The 25,154-nt window shown below is 46.7% G+C and carries 23 protein-coding genes and 1 pseudogene; 3 read left to right on the forward strand and 21 right to left on the reverse strand.

The features are described 5' to 3' along the window. Position 1: 1 nt before the first annotated feature. On the reverse strand, positions 2-1,180 hold the full coding sequence (locus KNO99_RS03225) for an HD domain-containing protein (protein ID WP_214745245.1): 1,179 nt from the start codon (positions 1,178-1,180) through the stop codon (positions 2-4). A gap of 155 nt (positions 1,181-1,335) precedes the next feature. Here KNO99_RS03225 and KNO99_RS03230 point away from each other — a divergent pair, with 155 nt between their 5' ends. Continuing rightward, the gene (locus KNO99_RS03230; protein ID WP_214745247.1) at positions 1,336-1,848 is read left to right on the forward strand and encodes a hypothetical protein; all 513 of its coding nucleotides are present in this window, start codon (positions 1,336-1,338) and stop codon (positions 1,846-1,848) included. Positions 1,849-1,886: 38 nt separating this feature from the next. On the opposite strand, the gene hfq is transcribed toward KNO99_RS03230, so the two are convergent. From hfq to KNO99_RS03270, 8 genes and pseudogenes are all read right to left on the reverse strand, one after another. Next, positions 1,887-2,135: an RNA chaperone Hfq gene (gene hfq / locus KNO99_RS03235; RefSeq protein WP_012726185.1), complete on the reverse strand. Its 249-nt coding sequence runs from the start codon at positions 2,133-2,135 to the stop codon at positions 1,887-1,889. Between the two features lie 27 nt (positions 2,136-2,162). Further along, on the reverse strand, positions 2,163-3,098 hold the full coding sequence (gene miaA / locus KNO99_RS03240; RefSeq protein ID WP_214745249.1) for a tRNA (adenosine(37)-N6)-dimethylallyltransferase MiaA: 936 nt from the start codon (positions 3,096-3,098) through the stop codon (positions 2,163-2,165). 263 nt (positions 3,099-3,361) lie between these two features. Further along, positions 3,362-3,775, reverse strand: a complete 414-nt coding sequence (locus KNO99_RS03245; protein ID WP_371743035.1) for an SMI1/KNR4 family protein — start codon at positions 3,773-3,775, stop codon at positions 3,362-3,364. A 641-nt stretch (positions 3,776-4,416) separates the two neighbouring features. Further along, the gene (locus tag KNO99_RS03250) at positions 4,417-5,013 is read right to left on the reverse strand and encodes an AmiS/UreI family transporter (RefSeq protein ID WP_251130937.1); all 597 of its coding nucleotides are present in this window, start codon (positions 5,011-5,013) and stop codon (positions 4,417-4,419) included. 104 nt (positions 5,014-5,117) lie between these two features. Then, positions 5,118-5,978 (reverse strand): annotated as a pseudogene (locus KNO99_RS03255) (PPK2 family polyphosphate kinase). A gap of 101 nt (positions 5,979-6,079) precedes the next feature. After that, positions 6,080-7,609, reverse strand: coding sequence for a M4 family metallopeptidase (locus tag KNO99_RS03260; protein WP_214745252.1), 1,530 nt, complete (start codon positions 7,607-7,609; stop codon positions 6,080-6,082). 175 nt (positions 7,610-7,784) lie between these two features. Further along, on the reverse strand, positions 7,785-8,783 hold the full coding sequence (locus KNO99_RS03265; RefSeq protein WP_214745254.1) for an ABC transporter permease: 999 nt from the start codon (positions 8,781-8,783) through the stop codon (positions 7,785-7,787). Beyond that, on the reverse strand, positions 8,776-9,696 hold the full coding sequence (locus tag KNO99_RS03270) for an ABC transporter ATP-binding protein (protein WP_214692074.1): 921 nt from the start codon (positions 9,694-9,696) through the stop codon (positions 8,776-8,778). Before KNO99_RS03270 ends, KNO99_RS03265 begins: the two co-directional genes overlap by 8 nt. 118 nt (positions 9,697-9,814) lie before the next feature. Here KNO99_RS03270 and KNO99_RS03275 point away from each other — a divergent pair, with 118 nt between their 5' ends. Next, positions 9,815-10,564: a GDSL-type esterase/lipase family protein gene (locus KNO99_RS03275; RefSeq protein WP_214745256.1), complete on the forward strand. Its 750-nt coding sequence runs from the start codon at positions 9,815-9,817 to the stop codon at positions 10,562-10,564. Between the two features lie 32 nt (positions 10,565-10,596). Here KNO99_RS03275 and KNO99_RS03280 read toward each other — a convergent pair whose 3' ends face one another. Continuing rightward, complete coding sequence (locus KNO99_RS03280) at positions 10,597-11,268, reverse strand: GNAT family N-acetyltransferase (RefSeq protein ID WP_214745258.1); 672 nt, start codon at positions 11,266-11,268, stop codon at positions 10,597-10,599. After that, a complete protein-coding gene (locus tag KNO99_RS03285) occupies positions 11,255-12,385 on the reverse strand; it encodes a mandelate racemase/muconate lactonizing enzyme family protein (protein WP_214745259.1) in 1,131 nt (376 codons plus the stop codon). Before KNO99_RS03285 ends, KNO99_RS03280 begins: the two co-directional genes overlap by 14 nt. A gap of 80 nt (positions 12,386-12,465) precedes the next feature. On the opposite strand from KNO99_RS03285, the gene KNO99_RS03290 reads away from it, so the two are divergent. Continuing rightward, positions 12,466-13,665, forward strand: a complete 1,200-nt coding sequence (locus KNO99_RS03290; protein WP_214745262.1) for a hypothetical protein — start codon at positions 12,466-12,468, stop codon at positions 13,663-13,665. A gap of 15 nt (positions 13,666-13,680) precedes the next feature. Here KNO99_RS03290 and nhaC read toward each other — a convergent pair whose 3' ends face one another. The 10 genes from nhaC to mutL form a co-directional block, all read right to left on the reverse strand. Beyond that, positions 13,681-15,108, reverse strand: coding sequence for a Na+/H+ antiporter NhaC (nhaC, locus tag KNO99_RS03295; protein WP_214745263.1), 1,428 nt, complete (start codon positions 15,106-15,108; stop codon positions 13,681-13,683). Positions 15,109-15,243: 135 nt separating this feature from the next. After that, the gene (locus KNO99_RS03300) at positions 15,244-16,332 is read right to left on the reverse strand and encodes an amidohydrolase (protein ID WP_214745265.1); all 1,089 of its coding nucleotides are present in this window, start codon (positions 16,330-16,332) and stop codon (positions 15,244-15,246) included. A 16-nt stretch (positions 16,333-16,348) separates the two neighbouring features. After that, the gene (locus KNO99_RS03305; RefSeq protein ID WP_214745267.1) at positions 16,349-16,693 is read right to left on the reverse strand and encodes a DoxX family protein; all 345 of its coding nucleotides are present in this window, start codon (positions 16,691-16,693) and stop codon (positions 16,349-16,351) included. A 56-nt stretch (positions 16,694-16,749) separates the two neighbouring features. Then, entirely contained in the window at positions 16,750-18,015 is a 1,266-nt protein-coding gene (locus KNO99_RS03310; RefSeq protein ID WP_214745269.1) for a S1C family serine protease, read from the reverse strand. 111 nt (positions 18,016-18,126) lie between these two features. Next, positions 18,127-18,945, reverse strand: a complete 819-nt coding sequence (locus KNO99_RS03315; RefSeq protein ID WP_214745271.1) for a fumarylacetoacetate hydrolase family protein — start codon at positions 18,943-18,945, stop codon at positions 18,127-18,129. A gap of 54 nt (positions 18,946-18,999) precedes the next feature. After that, positions 19,000-19,455 (reverse strand): anaerobic ribonucleoside-triphosphate reductase activating protein, encoded by a 456-nt coding sequence (gene nrdG, locus KNO99_RS03320; RefSeq protein ID WP_214745658.1) that lies wholly within the window; start codon positions 19,453-19,455, stop codon positions 19,000-19,002. Then, complete coding sequence (locus tag KNO99_RS03325) at positions 19,433-21,283, reverse strand: anaerobic ribonucleoside triphosphate reductase (RefSeq protein ID WP_214745273.1); 1,851 nt, start codon at positions 21,281-21,283, stop codon at positions 19,433-19,435. Before KNO99_RS03325 ends, nrdG begins: the two co-directional genes overlap by 23 nt. A 191-nt stretch (positions 21,284-21,474) precedes the next feature. Next, the gene (locus KNO99_RS03330; RefSeq protein WP_074035310.1) at positions 21,475-22,305 is read right to left on the reverse strand and encodes a formate/nitrite transporter family protein; all 831 of its coding nucleotides are present in this window, start codon (positions 22,303-22,305) and stop codon (positions 21,475-21,477) included. A gap of 212 nt (positions 22,306-22,517) precedes the next feature. Continuing rightward, positions 22,518-23,168, reverse strand: a complete 651-nt coding sequence (locus tag KNO99_RS03335) for a 50S ribosomal protein L25/general stress protein Ctc (protein ID WP_214745275.1) — start codon at positions 23,166-23,168, stop codon at positions 22,518-22,520. A gap of 165 nt (positions 23,169-23,333) precedes the next feature. Beyond that, a complete protein-coding gene (gene mutL, locus KNO99_RS03340) occupies positions 23,334-25,151 on the reverse strand; it encodes a DNA mismatch repair endonuclease MutL (protein ID WP_214745277.1) in 1,818 nt (605 codons plus the stop codon). Positions 25,152-25,154 lie beyond the last annotated feature (3 nt).

The raw sequence follows: 25,154 nt of genomic DNA on the forward strand, positions 1-25,154 counted from the left end.
CTTACAAATCTTCGTGCGCACGAGCCCATTTTTCATAGCGTGCGTCTAATAAATCAATCAAGTGAAGCATCCACGCTTCTGTCGTCATTGGTAATACACTCGAACCCCACTCACGTTTCCCATGATGCGATAAAATCATATGCCAAATACGGTGATGGACATCAATTGGCAGACGGACATCTGCACGACGCAGCGTTTCTTCGAATAGAAGTCCACCATACGGCATATGCCCGATCAACGTTCCTAGCGGATTGATGGAGATCCCTGTCGTCTCACTCGTTCCTTCGACAGGCGATAGTTTTTCAAAACGGTTAGGGCTCGATAAAAGGTGACTGTATTCATATATTTTTCCGATGTCATGGAAGAGGATTCCTAGCGCAAGCTCATCCCAATTGAGTGGTTCCTTCCGCTCTGCCATTGCTTCACATGCCGCATATAATGATTCGAACGTACCTTTATAGGCTTGTTCGATTTTAACACCGTTCATCGTATTCCAAAGGTCGACTTTATGCAACTGCTCGGCTTCTTTGATCACACGGAACACCATTGCCAAATAATCGTCCTGCTCCTGAATTCGATATCCGAGACGCAACATGCAGGCGGTATGCTTCAGCAATCCTCCTGCGTAATTGTGATGGTGATAAAGAGCTGCAGGCGAAAGTACAAAGTCATCCCAGACGAAATCAAGGAGTCCGTATGCAATCTGTTGATAGGTCGGTGACAACGTATTGATTAAACTGAACAACTCATCTGCAAACTGCTCCATCGTCTCATCACCCGGTAACCCTGGGAGTAAAGAAGTCGCCTCATCTTTTGAAATCGGTTGGACACGATCGATTGTAATCGACTTAGCACCGTCCGGTTTTGGATAGACATCGATTTTCCCGGACAATTCGATAACACCCGATTCATAGATCGGAAGTAGTTCACTCTCATTTCCACGTAGCCAATGCTTCGCACGCATCATCCCGCTCGCCGTCGTGACACTTAACTGTAGCCATTTCGCCCCGCTTTTCCCTTCTCTCACTTCGACCGTACTAACGAGCGCTTTCGTCTGAACAGGAGCCCCGTCTGGCAACTGATCTAACCGCTCTTTCGATTTTTCAATATGTGGTATCTGAAATCTTTCACGATTCATCGATAAACCTGTGACCGAATCAATCTGTTGATAATAATTCATGAACATTCCCTCCTCGCATCTTCTGACATTGTATCGTGTTTCTACACATTAGGCGAACATACTTTCTAGTAGGGTCATGATTTCACATTCATTATATTGAAAGCGCTTACGATTATTGGTACGATAAAGATAGTTCTACAAAGGGGGAAACGATAATGATTTCATTAATCGATACGTATGAGCGTTTTATCGCCTCGGGGGAAGCGACACGTTATGCACAAGAGCAACAATCCATTGAACATATTCTACAAGCATCGAGTTGTCCGGTAGAGATGAAGGATTTAGAACAGTCACTCACTCACCTTTCTGGTAATCCATATACTAAAGATGAATCACTCGACAAAATCGTCGAACACGAGATGAAAGGCGCCATGGCCGCTCTCGAGCTATCTGGTTACCCACTTCAAACACCACTCGCGAAAGCGGTCATCCTATCTGCTTTCACACGGACGAACCGTCTTAACATTGATAAATTGAAAGAACTGAGCCATGCCGACCTTCTAGTCCGGATCCAATCGGCAGAACGCGCATGGAAACGAACATATACATTGTTACACCGTTCGACGCCGACACAAATTTGTGGCCAAATGGATTCGCTCCTCGGTGGCTGCGCCGTCCAACGCGTCCTAGAGGCAATCAAACAGCCCGGTACGTCAAAAACAGCATAAGAAAAGGAGCGGTCCCCGGGCCGCTCCTTTTCTTATGCTTATCCTTCTGTTACTTCGACTGCATCTGGCTCGTATAACGTGACGTTACGTGCAGGTGAGAATGTTGAGATCGCATGCTTGTAGATCAACTGTTGACGACCTTCTGATTCGACGATGACAGTAAAGTTATCAAATGATTTGATGACACCTCGAATTTGAAACCCGCTCACTAAAAAGACGGTCGTTGGCACCATTTCTTTTCGGAGTTGATTCAAAAAATGGTCTTGGATGTTGTAGCTCGCTTTCATGCTGGATTCCCCCTAGTCTTTATCTCTTTAAAATAATCGGAATTTTCGAAAAAACCCCTCTACATCATCATAAATATTTTTATATGATAGTTCAAATGATTTTCGCCCCATATCCACCCAAATTCCATCAAATTGATGACGGAACCACGTCAATTGACGCTTTGCGAACTGTCTCGTATGTTGTTTCAACAAGTCTGTCGCACGGTCTTTCGAAATTTTTCCCTCAACATACGGAATGATTTCCTTATACCCGATGGCTCGCATCGCCTGAGTATCTCGATATCCTTTCGCCATCAAGCTCTCTACTTCCTCAACAAGTCCAGCTTCCATCATCGCATCGACCCGTTGATTGATTCGGTCATATAGAAGTTCCCGGTCAGCATGGAGGACGAATAATCGGTAATCATAATGTTCAGACGGCGCGCTATCTGTCGTCTGCGTATCACCTTGCATCGCTACTTCGAGTGCTCGCACGACGCGACGGACGTTATTTGGGTGAATCGTAGCCGCACGTTCGGGATCAAGTTGAACTAATCTTTGATGCAACGCCTCACGCCCTTCGACTTCTGCCAACCGTTCGAGATCAGCCCGCAACGCCTCGTCCACAGGTCGTTCCACAAATTCATAGTCATATAAAATCGAACGAATGTACAAACCTGTTCCTCCGACGATAATCGGTAGTTTGCCACGGGCATAAATATCATCAATGGCAGCACGAGCCAACTGTTGAAAAGCTGCGACACTCATTGCGTCATCCGGGTCACAAATATCAATCAAATGGTGCGGGATTCCTTCGGCTTCTTCTTTCGTTACTTTTGCTGAACCAATGTCCATGCCCCGGTAAACTTGAACCGAGTCACCTGAGACAATCTCGCCGTCGAACGCTTTCGCGAGTTCAATACCCGTCTTTGTTTTCCCGACAGCAGTTGGTCCGACGATGACGACGACAGGTGTTTTTTTCATACTTCTCACTCCTCAATTAAAAACCCGTCTCCTCATGAGACGGGCCATCAAATTCTTCTTTTTATTCTATCATCAAATACGACGGCAAACAGCATCCAACCACATAAAAGTAATCCGAGTAATAACACGAGTCCATCACTCATCTGCTTTCGCCTCCTTTAGCATCCTCATTCCCACTTTTCACATTTTAGACACAAAATAAATGAGAAAAAAGCACACTCGTGAAGAGTGTGCCAACTAAGATATATGAGCAACCTACTAATTTAACCTGATCTTCTGAACCAATCCCAAAAATGGGCACCTTGCGCGACGATTAAATAGTCGAACCAATGTGTATAATCCATGGGAAGTTTTTCAATGTCATCTTCATAAGTCAAAAATTCTCCGACCCATATGTAATTTTCATGTTCGTTGACGACCTCACAAACAATCCATTCTCCATCCATACCAGCGCCGACGGGGATAAACTGCTCAGGACATTCCCATATCTCTCGATACTCGTTGATTTCTTCCACACTAAACAGTTGAATCCCTCCACCGTATGTCGGATGGACGAATAGCTGTGCGCCGTTATGTAAAGTTAAAAAATCAATCATTTGAGATGGTGAACGATGCGGTAATCTAGCCAAATCGTCCTTAGTAGCAGGTGGCTGAAACGTAAACAGTTCTGTTTCCACATAGCCTTCTTCCCGCTGCACTTCTAATCGATTATGAATTAATCTTTTTTTAGTGCTTCTAATGCAATCATTATATTCACACCAATCATTTAGTTTATTGGGCTACGAGTAGTTTCAAGAATTAAATTAACTTTTTTCCCCATTTATCATAAGATGTATTTAATAAAATATACTAACTAGAGGTGTTATTTACAAGTGAAGAACAAAAGAATTTATAGTTTGATTATTTTCATAACAATTGTTGTAGCATCGTTAATCATCTATGTTACGTACGAAAAAACAATTAGAGAAGAATTTTTGATTTCCACTCTAGAGAACTACTCACAAGTCGAGAGTCAAGATTACAAGATTGCCTCATCATCCGTGACGAAGTTTGGTTACATATATGAATTAGAATTCCTAGATGAACCTCACATAAAGTATGGATTCTACGTCAAAGAGACAAAAGAAAATCAATACTATTTATTGTATTACTCATATGGCGTGGATGGAAACTACAATAGAAATGCAAAAAGAGATCAATTATTCAGTCAAACGATTAATAATTTTTTATAGTTGTTTTCGTTTATTAAAAAATGAGATAACCTAGTGAGAACATGCTCACTTAGTTACCTCATTTTTATTTATTGTCATATCTTTATTCAAGCCACTTCTACGGTCTGTTTCGTTCGTTTGACGGAGACGATAAAGTACAGAATCGCTGTTCCGCTCGCTGCCCACCAGATCATGTCATACAATCCATTCATGAGTCCTGCCATCCCAACCATCGCCGGGATGATCAGCGTCAACCACGACAATACGAGAGCAACACGTGCTGTGATCGCCTCATTCGCTCTGCCAAGTCCCATTCCAAAAAAGAAGAGACCCCATAATAGTGACCAGAAGAACCATGTCAACGCACCCATCGGATCGGCTACAGCGATTGCCATCACCCCGTAAAAAGCGGCTGCGATCGAGACGAATAACGAGAACCAGCCGACGCCACGTCCGTCTAGATTCAAAATGAACGTCACACCGACATATAAATATGTGAACGCGAACAAGTAAATGCTCGCGAGGCCGAACTGCTCTTCAGGACTTGCCCCAATCAGTAACCATGTTGCGATAAACGTTTGCAGGATTCCGGTGAACAAACTGAATACACCGGCACTCTTCATATCGACCTTCCCGAGAAGGACAAGACTATTTAAAAATAGCGCGACGCCACCAAATAATAAACTTACGTTACCCACACTCATTACCCCTTTGTACAGATGTCTGACCTCTATTCTACTGTATCACTTTAGCTTGAATTCGCTTTCAGTGCAAGGGGATTTTTAATTGTTCACGAGAACGTCATCCGTTATTCATTTTCAAGTATTTGAATCGCCTCATCGATGCGTTCTTGCTCTTCATCTGAAAAAGTCGGATACTGTGGATTGATTCGCTCGAGGACATCAATCATGACGGAAGAAATGATATAACGGCTATACCATTCGTCATCTGCAGGCAAGATATACCAAGGTGAAACATACGTGGATGTATGCGTAATCATCTCTTCAAATATGTTTTGATAGTCATCCCAATATTGTCGCTCTTCCACATCGCTGAACGAGAACTCCCAGTTTTTCTTCGGGTCTTTTAATCGTTCAAGCAACCGATCACGTTGTTTGTCTTTGGACACATTAAAAAAGAATTTAATCACTTCAAATCCGTTCTCTTTTAAATACAATTCATAATCGTTGATTTGACGATATCGCATCTCCCACACTTTTTCTTGATCCATTTCATCCGGAAGTACCTCGTCTCCTAACAAATCATGGATGCGAGGCGCAATCACTTCTTCATAGTGCGATCGATTCAAAATGCCAACTTGACCTCTTTCCGGTTAAAGATCGTGCATTCGCCACAGATAGTCATGTTTCTTCTCTGTATCGGAAGGTTTTTGGAATGCATTCGTCTTTAACCCTTGAGCATTCAAGTTCGAAAAAATGTAGCTAATCGCCTCGTCTTTCCCTCCTGCATCAAGAGCCTGTAACACGACGACAATCCCGGTCTTGCTCTCGGCGTACAGTCTCCAATGTAACTCTTTTAATCGTTCTACACTGTCCGGAATCAGTTCATCCGTCAAAGTCGAATCATCGGGTTTATTTTTTACATGGGTATAGAAATCACTTAACTGAATTTGCTTGTTCGGTGCAGCCATATATTCTTTTAGATTCATGTTATTTCTCCTTTTCAGTCATCATTCCAATTTGATTTACCCCAAATCGACACAAAAAATCCCTTCCGAAATATTTCGGAAGGGATTTCTCGATTAGACTCTTAGTAGATTCCGACAGCGTCAAACGATTTCGCAGCCGATACTGCTTGTGGGCTAGTCGCACCGTAAAGATCTTTCGCCGATTGAACGACAGCTTGACGAAGGCTTGAGAAGTTAGATGTCGGCGTCAAGTAAACATTGAGCGCGCGGTAGTAGATATCCCCCATCTCCATAACACCGACTCCTTGGACAGATACACCGTAGTGTGATCCGCCGTTACCTAAGAGGTATGCCGCCTTGTTGACGATACCAGAGTTGATGTGAACACCTCCGTTATCTTGCGTACCTGTGTAACGTTTTGAGTAGTGGTCCGGGTCGCCATATGCAGCAGGGTTTGCCATCGAACGAAGACCATCACCCGCAACTCCAGGCGTGTAGATGTCTTCCCCTACCAACCAGTCGAAATCTGTTCCGACACTGTACTCGGCAACTGTACCTAAGATATCCGATACCGCTTCGTTGATCGCCCCAGACTCGTTCTGATAGATCAACCCTGCCGTATACTCTGTGACTGCGTGCGTCAATTCGTGCGCAACAACGTCAAGTGCCCCAGAGAGGTATGTGAATGTCTGACCATCTCCGTCACCATATACCATCTTGCTACCATCCCAGAACGCGTTGTTGTAGCTACGGCTATAGTGAACCGTCGAGTTGAGGGCCGCACCAGCATTATCATAGCTGTTACGTCCATACGTGTTCTTATAGAAGTCATACGTTTTCGTTGCGTTAACGTGTGCCGAAACTGCTGCACGATCGTATGTCGTGTTCAAGACGTTATCGACATCAGCCCAAAGTGAACCTGGAAGGCGTGTACGGTTTCCAGCATCGTACGTATAGATTCCTTTTCCACGTGTCGAATCTTGTAAGTAGTAGTATGAACCGCTCTTCGTTGTTTTGAACGTCTGACTATATCCAAGAACATCGATCCCTGTTCCTGTGTATGTAGTCCCTGTCACACCGTTCGTTGGTTTTGCGTGTGCCAACTGATCGAATTTATTAAGAACTTCTCCTGTACCAGCATCAATGAAGTATGTCCAACGTGACGGCTCTTCGGCATCTAAAATCGTTCCGGTCACTTGATACGCGTAGACCGACTTGTCTCCATTTGGATAGACGATTAATTCCGCTTTAGGTTCGAGTTCGTAAGCACCTTTATGTCCGACAAGCGCCTTGTAGCTTGCGATGGCTTTCTTCTCGCTCAATTTGATTGACTTATGTAGATTCTTTACTGATTTTGCATCATCTACGACTGTTTTCAATTGTCCGTCTTCATCAACGACACCGACAACGACACCCCCGAATACCGGGACACCGTCTACCGTCTGCTGTAACTTGACGACTTTACCAAGTTTGTCTGATTTCGACTCGATCGTTTTGAATTCACCTTTTGACTTCACATACTCTTTGACGATTGTCGTCGGAGCACTTTCAGATGGTTTCGTTAACGTGCCTGACTTCAATTCTGCCGCCCCGACCAATTGTGGTACAAGTAGGACACCTGCGATTAATGATGTAGATACAACTTTTTTCATGTGTTTGCCTCCTTTGTGATGACTCTTACTTTACACAGTTTCCCACAAACAATGTATCCAACTTTTTAATTATTTTGACAATTCTAAATATTGAGTATTTAGAACTAATTAGTTCTTTTTCGTAATCATTTAGCCACTAAAAAAAGTGCCACCCAGGAGGGTAGCACTATAAACATTAATATACATCTTTTTGCGTAAAGTGATAAAACGCGTACGCGAGAGCAGCCATTGACCAAATGAGAATGACGACTAGAGAAAACGGTAAAGTCATCCCTTCAATCGGTGGAGCTTGTCCTTCCAAGTAGGTATGAAGACCGAAGTTGACGTTCACCAAGTACTTCGAGCTATCCCAATTTGATCCAAGCGACGTCAAAAGCGGTCCTGAAATGAGGACGGCCATCATGATTCCGATTCCGGTCGCCGTGTTTTTCACCAGTACCGAAATCATAAGTGAGATTGTACCGACGGCAGCAACGACAAGCCATGAGAGTCCCATTGACATGAGCAAGTATTCCCACATCGGCAACGTATGGACAAAATCGGTTGAGAAAGTTCCAGTCGGTGAAGCTTGGAAACCTGTCAGGATTGGAGCTGTCCAACCGTCCCACCCGAGAACGATCCCGGATATAGCGTAACTGACGACGGCGGTCACAAATATTAAGATTGACGTATACAAAAGTGTCGTCAACCATTTGGCAAGCAAAATTTTATAACGCCTTACGGGTCGGGACAGTAGCGTCTTGATTGTCCCGTCGTTATGCTCCCCACTGACGATATCTGCCATCAAGACGATGATAAAGAGTGGTAGTACGAGCGTCGTCCCTTGCGAGAAGAAGACACGCATAAACGTCGGAGCGCCTGGATAGTTCGGGTTGATGTCATTGTCTAAATAGTATTGGTTCTGTTGGACACGGAACTCTAAAATCTGACGAAACTCGTCTTGGACGTTGGCAGAGGCGAGTCGGTTTTGTGTATCGATGATTTCTTGCTGAAGATCAACACGCCAATCAATCGTCCCTTGTTCTTCACGTTGCTTCTCGATTTGCCGATAGTTCGCGTATGTGAACATCGAGACGAGTACAATCAGGATGATCGAGACGACCATCAACCTGCGTTTTCGATGAATTTTCAATACTTCATTACGTATGAGTCCGAGTAAAGATGGATTAGGCAATGTGATCACCGCCTGTCAATGTAATGAAGAGATCCTCTAACGTTTGTACACGACGTTCGAGTCCGAACACGTCGACATCTCTCTCCATTAGATATCGATTCAATTTTGCTGTTTCCTCAACGTTCATTGAGATTCGAATCGTTCGCTCATCAATCACGTCCGCTTGATCAATCCCTTCATAACCTTGAACGATTGGTAACACTTCAAAACTATTGGCGACATGCAAATCGACCGTCGATGCGAGTTCTTCAATCAAAGCATCGACCGTTCCCACTTTGACAATCTTCCCGCGCGACATGATCGCGACTCGATCCGCTAACAATTCAATCTCGGCCAAGATGTGACTCGACACGAGAACACTCAGCCCAGTTTCTTCGACAAGTCTACGAATGAAAAGTCGTAAATCTCGAATCCCCATCGGATCAAGTCCGTTCGTCGGTTCGTCTAAAATAAGAACGCGTGGATTGTTCAATAATGCCTGTGCGATACCGAGCCGTTGACGCATCCCGAGCGAGTATGTCTTCACTTTATCATCGATGCGAGCAGTCAAATCGACGAGGTCGATCACTTCTTGAATTCGTTTATCGTCCACATCAGGCAACATGCGGGCGAAGGCTTCTAAGTTCTCACGTCCAGACAAAAATTTATACAGCTCTGGATTCTCGACGATGGCTCCAATCTGATTCATCGCTTGAACGAATTGTTTATCGACACGATAGCCACAAATCGAAACATTTCCTTTTGTCGGTTTAATCAAGCCGACGATCATCCGAATCGTCGTCGTTTTCCCGGCACCGTTCGGTCCTAAAAATCCAAACACCTCACCTGGGTTGACTTCTAACGAAATATTATCGATGATCGTCTTTTTCCCTATCACTTTTGTCAGTTGATGTAGCTTTAACGTCGGTTCCATTGTCTCACCTCTTTCTTTATTCTATCGGACAAAATCAAATCTGTCCTATTCGAACATTCACATAGGGCACATCGTCACATTTTTGATATGATGTCTGTATAGAAAGCGAGGTCAGCCCATGAAACATTCGAAATGGTATGCATTTTTAAGTGGCGCCGTACTTTTGACCGGAATCGCCATATATGGTCTTTGGATTGGTTATCAAGATATCGTAAATCCGCCAGAACGAACACTTTCTGTCTCTGAAGACGAACGTCCTGAGCCAGAAGGAGACATCTATGTCGCCCTCGGCGATTCCTTGACTCGCGGTGTCGGCTCGACGTCAGGCGCGGGATATGTACAACCTGTTAGTACAGTACTAGAAGAAGATGGGGTTCGTACACAAAATTTAGCTGTGTCTGGTGCACGTACTGAAGATTTACTTGCTCAACTCGAGCAACCCGAAGTACGTCGAACAATTGAAAACGCACGATATATCACGTTGACCATCGGCGGAAACGATTTGTTCAACCGCGGGGAAAACGTCGACAACTTTGAATCTGTCGATATTCAACAAGTGGTCACGGATGCAAAGACAAATCTTGAAACGATTTTTTCTGAGATTCGCGCGCTGAACGACTCAGCTACGATTGTCTACATCGGCCTATACAACCCGTTTCAAAATGATGAGAATGGACAAGCGTTCAATCAGCTCATCCTCGATTGGAACGCCTCTGCGAAGCAATTAGCGAATGCGCAAAATATCGATGTGATTGACCCGTTCGCCTATATCTCTGATTTATCACGTGATCTCGCGACCGATCAATTCCATCCGAGTGACCGCACGTATGAAAAATTCGCGAATGATGTACTCTTCGTCCTAGAATAATCAAAATCCTCGTCAGCTTGACGAGGATTTTTTTACTTCTCATATCGAACAACCCACTGTTCCCCTTGTTTCATGAGACCAGTCCCGAACCAACCATCTTGGAGTAACTTAACTTGTCTCGCCCGTTCTTCCATTGTAACATCCACCACTTCTGATGTGGGTTGCCATGACCGATGAAGCTCCTTGTAAAAGATATAGCGGAGTTTCCCGCCATACTTTTCTTTCAATGCGCCGATTCGGAGTCCGAGCGTGAACTTGTCTTTCATACTTGGAATATTAAACGGTGCGACCGTCGCACAAACGACATCAAATCGGTTATCCGATTCAACTTGTGACATCAATAGTTTGCCCAAGTGCGTCTGCAACCCATATCCCCGGAAATCTGGGTGGACGTTCGTCACTTCCTGATAAAGGACACGTTCAAGCGAATCCTCCGGCCAGCCGATATCTCGTCCTAAATGTTCATCGTCAATCGGGGGAATCAACATGGCACGGAATGCAATCAGTCGCCCTTCAGACGTTGCCCCAATCAACGTCTGATCCGTCAACAGTTTCGTGAACTCTTCAATCGATAATGATTGATAGTGCTCCGGTTCAGCCAACGCTTGAATCACCGCTTCTTGGATCGACAACAACTCAGGTAAGTCTGACAACGTCAGAACACGCACTTGAAGCGGAAGACCTTTGATCTCACCTTGCCACATGTGAGTCTTCTCCAATCACATATGAATCGATTGTCAGTTCACGCAATAGATCCTCATCGACATCGATGCCGAGACCAGGACGGTCGTTCAATGAGATGATCGGCAAATCATATGTCAAGTTCCCGACATCCTTCCCGAAACGTAACGGTCCTGTCAATTCAACCGTTTTAACAATCTTACTTGAAAAGGCGACATGGAATCCCGCACTCGATGCAATCGACGATTCGACCATCGAGCCGATTTGGCATTCAATCCCTGACATCTCCGCCATATGGACCAACTTTTTCGCCGGATAGATGCCACCGCACTTCATCAGCTTGATGTTCGCTTTATGGGCTGCTTGCATCATCGTCAACCGTCTCATATCGTGAATGTCTTTCAGACCTTCATCGATCATGAGTGGCACCGAGATTTTTTGTTTCACTTCGAGCATGCCTTCAAAATCATCCGCTTTGACCGGTTGTTCGACCCAATCGATTCCGTACGGTTCGAGTAGACGCATAGCTTGGACCGTGTTGGCTGCATTGACCCACCCTTGATTGACGTCGACCCGAATCGGAACACTTGGTCCTACGGATTCTCTCACGGCTTTGACACGTGCCACGTCCGTTTGTACGTCGACCCCGACTTTCATCTTCACGGCCGTATAGCCCTGTTTGATTTGATCAAGAGCCTCTTGTGCCATGTGATCCGGTTCCCCGATACTCAAGACGTGTGTGACCGGGAACGACTCATGGTATCGACCGCCAATCCATTCGTAAATCGGTTGTTTCAGTTTCTTTCCGATCAAATCGTGACAGGCGATATCGAGCGCTGCTTTTGCTGCAGGAACACCTTTTATCGCACGGTCCATCTCATCATGAATCCTCTCCAAATGCATCGGATTTTTCCCGATCAATAAAGGTGCCAATAGATGACGGAGGACACTCACCGTACTTTCAGCTGACTCTCCCGTCACGTGCTCATCCGCTACCGCTTCCCCATATCCAATCAGTCCGCAAGACGTGGTCATTTTGACGATGACAGATGGCATATCGTCATAACGATGATAACTCACGATAAATGGAACTTTTAGTGGGAATCGAACTGAGAAAATTTCAATGCTTTGAATGTTCAATTTCATCACTCCTTTACTTCGTCTACGCTTTCCTCTATATTGTCGTTATATAGTCGTTAAATTGCAAGGGGGATTTTGTAATGTCCATCCATATCGCCGTCGTCGGCTCACCAGCGTTTATTCAACATATTGTAAATGGTTCTTCCTTACCCGATGTCCGGATTGAAGGGTTTCCTTATGATGACCCGCGCGAAGCGAAAGACATCGCCCATCAACTACACTTTTTTGACGGTGTTTTCTTCTCCGGTTCATTTCCGTATACGTACGCGATGGAGAAGGCGAACCTCCCGTATGCTCATCATGTCGTTCAAGACGATGTCGTTTTATTGACTTCACTCTTATATATGACGTTAACGCAACACGTCGAGCTCGAACATCTATCGATTGACCTCGTCGACTCATCACGACTTGCATCGGTGTTAGAGCCATTTCCCACTCGTATTTCGCAATCTCAAGTGAAACAGCTTCATCCAAACATGAATTTCGAGAACTTGATTGCCTTTCATAAACAACTTCAAGAAAACAAGAGGACACGATTCGCTTTGACGAGTGTCGAGCAAGTCCATCGCCGGTTAAGAACCGACGGCTATCGGAGTCAACTCATGATTGAACCGAAAGAGAGGATTCTTCACCATTTTAATGATTTTCTTCAACAGATTCGATTGCAAAAATCAGATCAGTCTCAGTTTGCCATTCTTCAGTATTCGAATTCGAGTGAAGAGACGTTAGCACACGTGTCGGACCAACAATTCTTCGGTGGCAAGTTGCTACAATCGAATGAAGATGGGGTCACAATCTTATCGAATAAAGGCAAAATCGAGACCGCTATTTCAAATGGTGTTGTTTTACCGAATCCTTCATCTATTCTTGTCGGCATCGGATATGGCTCAGACTATCAGCGCGCTCTCGACCATGCACGACTCGCGCTTTATGCAGAAAGTGAACGACAGATGCGCATCGTCGATGATTCGAAGCGACTAATGTTCTCGGATCAACCATCACCCATTCACTATCGCGTCACGCAAACACGTGTCTACGACATGATGAAACAGACCGGTATGAGTCCGACCAATATCGAAAAACTCATCCACTTCTCACGTGATCAACTTGAGTTCACGGCTAAAGAGTTGACCGATTACTTACAAGTCACCCGTCGCACGACAGAGCGACTCATCAAAAAATTGGTTGATGCAAAACTCGTTCATGCGATCGGTGAAGAGATGAGTTACAGTCAAGGTCGTCCGCGCACCGTCTATAAATTTCAATTCCCGGTCGATTGACGACCGGGAATTGTTTTATTGGGCTGCTTGCTTCACAACTGACTCTTCTTGCTGAATGACGGCCATGCGCTCGATTGTGAATCCCGTAAAGGCATACAGAATCGAAATGACCGGTACGATAAAGTTTAAGACGGCGTAAGGCGCGTATTCGAATGCCCCGACCCCGAGCGTACCAAGAATGAATACCCCACACGTATTCCACGGGATGAACACCGATGTCAATGTTCCACCGTCCTCGAGTGCGCGTGATAAGTTTTTCGATTGTAGTCCCATTTTTTCATAGGCGCCTGCAAACATACGTGACGGGACGACAATCGAGATATACTGCTCCGAACAAGTCGCATTTGTCGCAATCCCAGCCAAAATCGTTGAAGCAATCAACGAGCCTGCCGTTTTCGCCAACTTCAAGATTTGATTCATGATCGATTGAAGCATACCTGAATATTCTAAAATTCCACCGAACGTCATCGCAACGATTGTCATGGAGACCGTGTACATCATCGCATCAAGACCGCCTCGGCTGAAGAGGTTATCGACCAATTCATTACCCGTATCAATGACATAGCCACTTTGAAGAGCACCTACGCTGTCTGAAAGTGACCCGCCTTGGATGAACACTTGAGCCAAGAAACCGAGTGCAATCCCGACAACGAGTGCTGGAATCGCAGGTACTTTTTTCGCGACGAGCAAAATGACCGCGAGCGGGACGACGAGTAACCATGGAGAGATGACAAAACTATCTTCAAGAATGTTAAGCGTCTGTGTAATCTCTGACGAGTCCGTCGTCGAATCTGCGAACCGTCTACCAAGCCAAGCGTATACCCCTAGCGCGATGATGAGTCCTGGAATGGTCGTATATAACATGTGTCGAATATGTACGAATAGATTCGTATGAGTCAATCCTGCCGCCAAGTTTGTCGTATCTGACAATGGTGACATTTTGTCCCCGAAATAAGCACCAGAGATGACGGCTCCCGCAACCATCGGAGCTGGTATCCCCATACTCAGTCCGATCCCCATCCCTGCTACACCGATTGTCCCCATCGTCGACCATGAACTCCCAATCGAGAGCGCGACGACCGCACAGATGAGGCAAATGGTTAACAAAAAGTATGCCGGCGAAATGATCTTCAGTCCGAAATAGATCATCGTGGCAACGATTCCCCCACCAATCCAAGCACCGATTGTCAACCCGACCAAAATGATGATGACGACTGCCGGTAAGGCGAGACGAATCCCTTTATACATCATCTCTTCAATCTCTTTCCACTTGAACCCGTGACGCCAGGCGACGAGCGAAGCGACCGCAGTCCCGACGATGAGCGGGATGTGTGGTCCTTGGCCGAGCTTGACGATTGAGATGAGCATGACGACAATCATCACACCAAGTGGTAAGAGCGCCCACCCTAGCTTCATGTCTTGCTTGTTCCCCGTTGTTTCCATCTAACTTCCTCCCCTATAGCGAAAATTCAGAATTGTCGTTATATTGTCGCTAATAACGTTATGATAGCGCTTACACTTATTTGATGCAATAAAAAAATGAGTGGACAGACATCTGTCTATCACACTCATTCTGAATTATATTGCTGCAATTCGGAGTGCATCCGCAAGCAGGCGTGCTCCGTCTTCTAACGCATCACGGTCAAACGTCATATGCGGATGATGAAGTCCTGGACCTAAATCAGCACCGATTCCGATCATCGTCGCATCAAGCGTCGGTTTCTCGACGGTATAGAAATGAAAATCATCGCTACCTGACGTGACAATCCTCTCGACGAGAGCCGACTGACCGAAGCGTTGCTCGATCGCCTGCTTCGCAATCTGACTCGACTGTTCCCCAACGACCGCTCCCGGTGTGAAGTCTTGCCACTCCCACTCCAATGTCACACGATGAAGCTGACCGACATGGAGTAACATGTTTTCGACACGATTTCGTAGTTCGAGCAATTCCTCATTTTGTTGAGCACGGACATCAATCGAGAACGTCGCATTTCCTGGAATGATGTTCATGTTGTCACTCCCGGCGTGTACTTTCGTCAACTTGACGGAGTGTGGCTCAAACGGTGATAAGTAAATGCTTTTGAGCATGTGTTGAATCGTGAAGATGACATCGAGTGCGTTTTGTCCTTGATGCGGTCTTGCGCCGTGCGCGTCATCCCCGATGACCTCTCCCTTTAAGAAGAAGGCAGCGCCATGCTGAATCGCCGCCGCGTATTGACCTTTCTTCAACTCTTCTTGGGGACGTAAATGAATCCCAAACAGTTGCGTCACGTCTTTTAACGCTCCACGCTCAATCATGGCGAGCGACCCGTTCCCTTGCTCTTCGGCAGGTTGGAAGATGAAACGGATCCGCTTCTGTAACGCCTCGTCCTTCAATTGTTCGAGTGCACCGAGTACCATGCTGATGTTCGCGTCGTGCCCGCATGAATGGTTCGCACGAAACGTACCGTCCACTTGTTGCCATAACGCATCGATATCGGCGCGGACTGCAATCACGTCTTCCCCTGATCCAATCTCCGCAATCACTCCGGTCACATCCTCAAACGTCCGATGCGGAATCGACCAGTTCGATAAGATGGATGCAATCGTTCGGGTCGTCTCAACTTCTTTCCAACTGATTTCTGGATGTGCATGAAAATGTTCGAACCATTTCAATACGTTTGTCATATGTATCTCCACACCTTTATATTTTTTTGACACCTTTGATCAAAACCCATTGAAGCGGGAGTCGTCCACATGTAATCCATTTCGGAATGACTTTCCCACCGATTCTAGAAGGTTTGACGGCCATGTTGATATTGGCCGGAAAGACGGCGATAAAGAATGCCGGTAGCATCCGCTTTACGAACGTCGTCCCTTTGTTTAGTAAGAGCATCGCACCGAAGACGACTTCCACGACTCCGCTCAGTTGCACCATCAAGCGGCGGAACGGCCAAGACTTTGGAATAATCGACATGAACGCCTTCTCTCTGACAAAATGTAAAATCCCTGCCCCGAATAATAACACCCCATATAAATTTCGTACCATATTTCATCCTCCTTTTGTATAAGCATAGCAAAAAAGGCGGGCTTATTGCCCACCTTTTACAATGCAGAACCGTTTGCGTTTTGAATCTCGACTTGAACCGTTTTCGTTTTTCCGTCACGGACATATTCGATGTCGACCGTTCCGTCCGTATCTCGAATCAATTCACTACGAAGGTCGATGAATGAGCTGACGTCTTTGTCATTGATTTTCACGATGACGTCACGCGCCTCAAGACCTGCTTTCGCAGCCGAACTGTTTTGCTGCACTTCCACAATGATTGTTCCCGCCGTTACCGATTCAGGTAAATTGATTTGTTCCGTCAAGTAACCTGGAGGGAACTCTGACACATCACGTAGCGATACGCCGAGCGAAGGATGATTGACTTCTCCCGTCTGTTCGATTTGATTGATCAGCGGAAGGGCGATGTCGACCGGGATCGAGAATCCGACTCCCTCGACTTCTGCCGTCGCGATCTTCATCGAGTTGATTCCGACGAGTTGTCCTGCTTCGTTGATTAACGCACCACCCGAGTTACCTGGGTTGATGGCCGCATCCGTTTGAATGACCTCAGCGTTGAAGTCAGCCTGTCCGTTCTCATCCGTATCGACCGGCACGAGACGTGAAGTCGATGAGACGACACCGCGTGTCACGGAGTTCTCGAATTGTCCAAGCGGATTCCCGATGGCGATGACCGTTTGTCCAGGTTTCAATTCGCTCGATTTTCCGATTGAGATAACGGCCGGTACTTTGTCAGCATCCACTTTCAAGACCGCCAAGTCATACGTCGCGTCACTTCCCATGAGCGTCGCTTCCGCTGTCGTTCCGTCATTAAACGTGACCGTCAGCTTGTCTGCCCCGTTGACAACGTGATGGTTCGTCGCGATAAATGCCGAGTCGCCCTCTTTTTTGTAGATGACGCCCGATCCAACGCCAGCCTCGACGGCTTCACTCGAGAAGCCAGTTTGGGCGAAGTTGTTCACGGTCACGACGGCAGGTTGAGCGGTTGCGACGGCATTCGTGACTGAAGAGTCAGACACGTTTGATGACGTCTGGACCGGAGTCCCTTGCGAGGTCACGTTCGTATCACTCACATTCGTTGCGGGTTGGTCGATAAACGGATAAGCGATTGCGCCCGTCAGCAATGCCCCGATGACCCCACCGACAAGTCCTGGGAACATGCGGCTGACGAATGAAGGTTTTGACTGTGTTCGTACTTTTGTTTCTTCTCGGTTGGATGAACCGAGTTCTGTATCTAACCAATCTTTTTGTTGTTCTGATTCATGTAATTGATCGTGTTCATTTGATTGATCGTGACGATCCATAATGATTCATCTCCTCTGTGTTATCTTCTACCCTTACTATAACGAAGAGGAACACTCATTTATAAAATGATAAATGAATTACAAGATTCTTCACATTTTGCGTCATTTCATTCAGACAATCACATTTCTTAGCGTGCCCAGACCTTCAATCGTCACTTCGACGGTGTCTCCCGTTTGAAGATAGGTCGGTGGTGTCATCCCGTGCCCGACTCCGGCTGGCGTTCCTGTCGCGATGATGTCACCCGCTTCAAGCGTCATGCCTTTCGATAACGTACGGATGAGCTCGTCAATCGGGCGAATCATATCGGCCGTCGTTCCGTCTTGGCGCGTCTCCCCGTTGACATTCGTTTTGATTCGGAGAGGGAACTGAAGCTCGTCCGGCGTCACGATGAACGGTCCCATCGGACAGAACGTATCGAACGACTTACCACGAAAGAATTGGACATGTTCTTTTTGCACATCCCGTGCCGTCACATCGTTTAGAATCGTGTATCCGAAAATGTGTTCTTCGACCGCTTCGATGTCTCGTCCCGACTTTCCAATGATGACGGCAAGTTCGCCTTCGTAGTCGAGTTTGTCCGTCAATTCCGGATGGCGCTCGATGACCGCTTCCGGTCCGACGACTGAAGTTGGTGCTTTCGTGAAGATGACGAGTTTCCCCGCTCCCGCTGTATCCATCTCTTTCACGTGTTCTTCGTAGTTCTTGCCGATACAAATCACATTTTTCAATGGACGGTACGGGGCGAGCAGTTTCACGTCCGTCACTCGGTATGAAGGTGCCACGTCTAAATCGATATCCGGTTCGAACTCACGCGCAATCACTTCTAATAAGTTAGTCGTATGTACTTGATTGCTGACATCGTAGACGAAATCGCCCTCGACAATCCCCACTCGTTGCTCTTCTTGCATGTCAAAACTACACCATTTCATCAAAAATCCCCCTTTTTCATCATTATACAAAAAATCGAGACATCTCTGCCTCGATTATACTTTGTTCAAAAAGATGATGCGTTGATTGCTCGATCCCCGAAAGCGAAGTCCCATATCTCGTAGCGACTGCTCAAAGCGACCATCAACGAGCACATCGGCGTAGTCTAAAACGGTTTGAACGGCTCCATCCTGCATCGCTACCAACTGTTCCATCGTATAGCCCGTATACACCCATACATTTTTACCGAGCGACTTACATGCCTTGACGAGTTTTGCTAACTCTGCAGATTGAAGAAACGGTTCTCCGCCTGAGATCGTGACGCCGTCCCAACCACTGAGCTCAATGCGACGCACAATCTCATCCACTTCGAATTCCTCACCGCCAGCTGGATTCCACGAGGAAGGATTGTGACAACCTTTACAGTGGTGAGGACAGCCTGCAGTAAAAATGACCGTCCGAATCCCTGGTCCATCGACGACGGATTCTTCAACGACGGATAGAATGCGCATCATGTTTCACCCTCGCTCGTTCTTCTTCTCGCTTCGCCGTATTCCACCGGTCCATCGTCCCGACCAAATAGCCAGTGATACGACGGATTCGTTCGATTTTCTCATCTTCTCCACAAGTCGGACAAGCCGCGTCAATCAAGCCTTCAAGCCCGCAATTCCCGCAGCGGTCGACGGGATGATTGATGGAACCGTAGCCGATATCATGCTGGCGCATCAAGCGAACAATCGATTCTACCGCTTCCGCGTTATGGGCAAGGGAGCCATCGACCTCGACATAGGAGATGTGTCCCGCGTCACACAACGTGTGATATGGTGCTTCGATCCGGATTTTTTCACGGATGGACACGGTTTGATATACCGGTACGTGGAAAGAATTTGTGTAAAACGCACGATTCGTCACCCCGTCAATCATGCCGAACTCTTCCTGGTCTCGCGTCACAAATTTACCTGACAGTCCTTCTGCCGGTGTCGCAAGCAACGAAAAATTCAAGTCGTACGTTTCGGCTGCCGCACGCATGCGATTGGCCAAGTGCGTGACGATATCGAGACCGAGTCGTTCCGCCTCACGCGACTCGGCATGTGTTCTGCCCGTCAACACCTTCAACGTTTCAGCGAGTCCGATGAATCCGAGGGAGAGCGTTCCTTGTTTCAGCACATTTCGGACCTCATCATGTATATGTAACTGCTCACTTCCACGCCAGACCCCTTGTGTGTAAAGGAAACGAAATTCTTCAGCGCGACGCGTACATTGATACTCGAAGCGCTCGACCAACTGTTCGATGCCGACATCGATATATCGGTTAAGAATACCGTAAAAGTCAGAGAGTGACTCCGAGATCAGTGCCATCTTCACCAAGTTGAGTGTGGAGAAGGATAAATTGCCACGTCCAACCGACGTCTCCTCTCCGTGTCGGTTTCCCATGACCCGAGTGCGACAACCCATATACGCTACTTCAGATTCATGTGTCCCATCATAGTAAGCGGCATTAAACGGGGCATCGATGAAGGAGAAGTTCGGGAAGAGTCGTTTGCCTGTGACGCGACACGCTTCACGAAAAAGATCAACGTTCGGGTCGTCCTCGTTGAAGTTGATGCCTTCCTTTACTTTAAAGATTTGAATGGGAAAAATCGGGGTCTCCCCATTCCCTAATCCCCGTTCCGTGGCACGAAGTAGCTCCCGAATGAGAATGCGTCCCCACTTTGAAGTATCTGTCCCGTAATTGATCGAGACGAACGGGACTTGACCGCCACCTCGTGAATGCATCGAGTTCGCATTATGAATGAACGCCTCACACGCCTGATATGTCGCCGAAATCGTCTCTTCTTCTGCGAGTTGTTCCAATTGTGTCTTGTTCCATTCCACAGGCAATGATTGGAGTTTGCTCAATTGGCGCTCATAGGTCTTCTCGACGTACGGTGCCAAATCGACGTCAAACATCGGGAACGCTTGACCCCCATGCTGCATATTTTGATTCGCTTGAAGGATGATGGACGCGAGCGCCATGGCGGAGCGAATGTCCTTGGGCGAACGGATTGTTCCATGACCCGTATGGAATCCATCTTTTAATAATTGACCGAGTGGTATTTGACAACATGTCGTCGACCCTGTGATGTAATAGTCGGCGTCGTGCACGTATAAATAGTTATCAGTGACGGCCTGTTTTGAGCGCTCCGACATCAAATATGTCTGCGACATTTCTTTCGACACTTCTGATGAGAGTCGTGCTAGTTTCCCAAGTGGGGACTTTCCGTCCACATTCGCATTTTCTTGTACCAAGTCTTGGTCTGGTAAGACGCAGACATCCTCATACAACTGCAGTAATTTCAAAACCCATCACCTCACTATATATGGATTAAAAACATTCACAAACGTTTTTAAAATCCTATATATAGATTATGACACGTATTTTTCTTGATGGTCACGAGTCGATATTGTGACAGTTTACGTGTGAGCATACGACAAAAAAGAGCCTCGTCTTCGGTAAGACAAGGCCCAACGTTATTTGTGACAAACGTCATTTATTTAGCAGCTTTGACGACTTTTAATTCGACTTCTTCCTCTAATTCTTGTGCCTCACGAAGACCTTTTGAGTTTAGCCATGTATAGATCGCTCCCATGAAGAGGGCGCCGCCGATAATGTTACCGAACGTCGCAGGAATCAAGTTGTGGATTGCACCTGCCATGCTGATTGTTTCAGGGTGTGGAACGACAAGCGTCAAGGCGAACAAGACGAAGTTGGCGATAACATGGTCGAATCCTGAAGCGAAGAAGACGGCAACAAGGAAAATCATCGAGAAAATTTGAGCGAATTCATTTTTCATTTGTTTCGGTAAGAAAATGGCGAGACAGACCATCCAGTTACAGAAGATGGCGCGGAAGAAAATTTCGACCGTCGTGTGATGCATTTTCCCCTCGACGACCGAGAACAGCCAGTTGTTCATCCCGAGTTCTTGGATGACGCCAGTCGGTGCAAGTAGTAACGCAAATAGGATTCCCCCGAGTGCGTTCCCGACGAAACAGAGTAACCAAACGAGCATCGTGTCGCTGAGCGTTGTATAGCCGCGAAGTGTCGACGTCGTGAAATACATCGTATTCCCCGTGAACAACTCCGCGCCCCCATAGATGATCATGACGAGCGCAATCCCGAACGAGAAGCCTCCGATGAGTGTCGTGAACGGAGATTCCGCTAAATACATACCGTTGACGACTTTCAATGTGAAGATTGAAGCAAAGCCGATAAAGATCCCGGCTAACATTGCCCGTAAAAAGTATTCCATTGGACGATAATGAATCATTTGCGAGGAAGCCTGTGCTTTTTTCCGTAATGATTCGAGTGCATGGATTTCCATTGATGCCATGTCACAAACCCTTCTTTCTGAGTAATTAAATAGGAAAGTATCAGTTCAAATATGTGAAATCATTAACAATATAAACTGTATAGTCTCTGTTGGCAATCACCTCTAGAAGGAATTGACAGACTGTTCACATCGTAATCGTTTACATATGGCGGATTTGTGACAAAGAAAAAGTACTTCGATTTCTCGAAGCACTTTTTCTACAATTACTCTTTATCCTCAGTCGATTCTTCTGTTTCTTCAGAAGAATCTTCAGAAGCTTCTTCTTCAGTCGAACCTTCCTCTGATTCAGTTTCTTCCTCTTCCTCAGCAACCGGCTCATTCACAGAGGCGATGTGCATATCTGGTTCAGAGACAATCGTGTACGATTTGTCTTCTGGAAGATCCGCTACCGTCACCGAGTCACCGATTTCGAGGTCTGACACGTCGAGTTCAATGCGTTCAGGGATGTTGGCAGGTGTCGCCGCGACCGTCACTTTATAGAGTGACTGGGCGAGATATCCGCCTTCTTTGACGCCTTTCGCATCGCCGACAAGGACGATATCCGCTTCGACTTCTGTCTCTTCATCCATCTTCACAGCCATGAATTCGACGTGCTGATAGAAGTTTGTGAACGGATTTGTTTCTGAACCGTGCACGAGCGTATTGATTTTGTTTCCATCGAAATGGAGTTCAATCAAGGCGTTGTCACCATGGTCTCGAAGAATTTTACGAAGGTCCATCTCGTCAAACACGATTGGTGTGCTGTCTACTTTGTAACCATAAACAACTCCTAACGCTTTTCCTTCGTTACGCAACTTCGTGCGTAGTGATCGTGGGCGTAATTCTCGTTTTGAAACTTGAAGTTTGTTCGTCATTTTCTTTTCCTCCTACATGGATATACATTTCATGTCGACATCTTGAGGGTGAGGCAGTGAAAAAGCCACCTCTCAACCTCGATGCGTTGAGTGACATATGTATAGTTTTCCCAGGAGGACTCGTAAATAAACGTTACATCGTATTAAAACAAGGTAACAAGACGATTACATGACGCGTTTGAACAACTTCTCAAGCTCATACGTGCTCCATTTCACGAGAATCGGTCGGCCGTGCGGACACGTAAACGGAGACGTCGTACGACTCAAATCATCAATCAATTGTCGCATCATCTCCATATTGAGTGGATGATTCGCTTTGATCGATCGTTTACACGCCATGAGGATCGATGCTTCCTCACGATATTTCGCGATGTCAATTGATCGCTGCTGAATGGCCATCTCCACTAGATCACGAATTGTACCCTCTAAGTCATGTTGCGGATACCATGTTGGAATCTCGCGCACGAGGAACGTGTTTCCCCCAAACGGCTCTAACGTGATGCCGGCATCCGCTAGAAGCGGGAGTACTTCTTCGATGGCGAGCGTCTCTTCTTGCGTGAACTCTAACGTCAGCGGAATCAACAGGAGCTGATACTCTTTTTCCGGACGTCCTAACTGCTCATAAAACAACTCATACTTGATGCGTTCCTGGGCAGCATGTTGGTCCATCACATACATCCCGTCTTCCGCTCCACAGACGATATAACTCGAGTGCAGTTGTCCGATGACATCTAATGCTGGAAGACGTTCGGACTGAAGAACGGGTTCCTCGACCTGTTCTGCCTGGAGCATCTCCGGCTCTGGTTCATGAACGAGCGGCGCCGGGTTCCACTGGGAGGGAGACGTGAGCGACTCTTTTCGTTCCCGAGGAATCGGATAGTTCCACTCGATTGTGTCTACTTGTTTAGGTTGCGGTTCCATCGAAAAGTCGAGTTTCGACTGTTCGGACGGTGTCTCTCGCTTTGGTTTTGGCTCTTGTTTCACAGACGGAATGAGACGTTGTTCCCGGAGCGTCAATTGAACGGTCTCTCGAATGAGCTGACATAATTCTTTTTCTTTCGACAAACGCACTTCACGTTTCGTCGGATGGACGTTCACGTCAATCAACATCGGGTCCATCTTCACTTCGAGCACAGCAATCGGATAGCGACCAATCGGTAAGAGCGTATGATAGCCTTCGAGCACGCTTTGGGTCAGCGCAAAATTCTTGATGCTTCGACCGTTTAAGATGAGGGTCACATATTGTTTGTTCGAACGAGTCACTTCCGGGCGCACGAGATGCGCGCTCAGCGTATAGTCGTTCGTCTTACTCGATGCCGTGACGATTTGCGCGGCGACTTGGCGACCATAGATGGCAAGCATGACTTGTTTCAAATCTCCGTTCCCGTTCGTGCGCAGCAGTTCTTTCTCTTCATGAAAGACGGTGAAGCGAATCTCTGGATGGGACAATGCCAAACGGTTCAACGTGTCGGTAATGCTCGCGAGTTCTGTTGCCGATGTCTTCAAATATTTCAGCCGTGCCGGTGTGTTGAAGAAGAGCTGACTGACCGCGATTTCGGTCCCGACATTCGTCGCCGCCGGATTCGTCTCTTTAACGACACCGCCTTCAAGCGTCATCTCAAAGCCGTCTTCATCCGCTCGTTTTGACTTCAACGAGACGTGACTGACCGACGCGATTGAAGCGAGCGCTTCCCCACGGAAACCGAGCGTCCGAATGCGAAACAAGTCGTGCTCGTCTCGAATCTTACTCGTCGCATGTCGTAAGAAGGCTCGGGCTGCGTCTTCCTCATGGAACCCGTGTCCGTTGTCACGCACTTTGATGAGACGGATACCCGCCTCTTGTAAGTCGACGTCCACTTTCGTCGCTCCCGCATCGATCGCATTCTCGACTAATTCTTTGACGACGGAAGCCGGTCGTTCGACGACCTCCCCGGCTGCGATTCGGTTCGCGAGTTGTTCCGGTAACTCTCGAATGATTCCCATCGA

It is taken from the genome of Exiguobacterium sp. s189 (genome assembly GCF_018617615.1).
In the GTDB taxonomy this organism is placed as follows: Bacteria; Bacillota; Bacilli; order Exiguobacteriales; family Exiguobacteriaceae; genus Exiguobacterium; species Exiguobacterium aestuarii_A.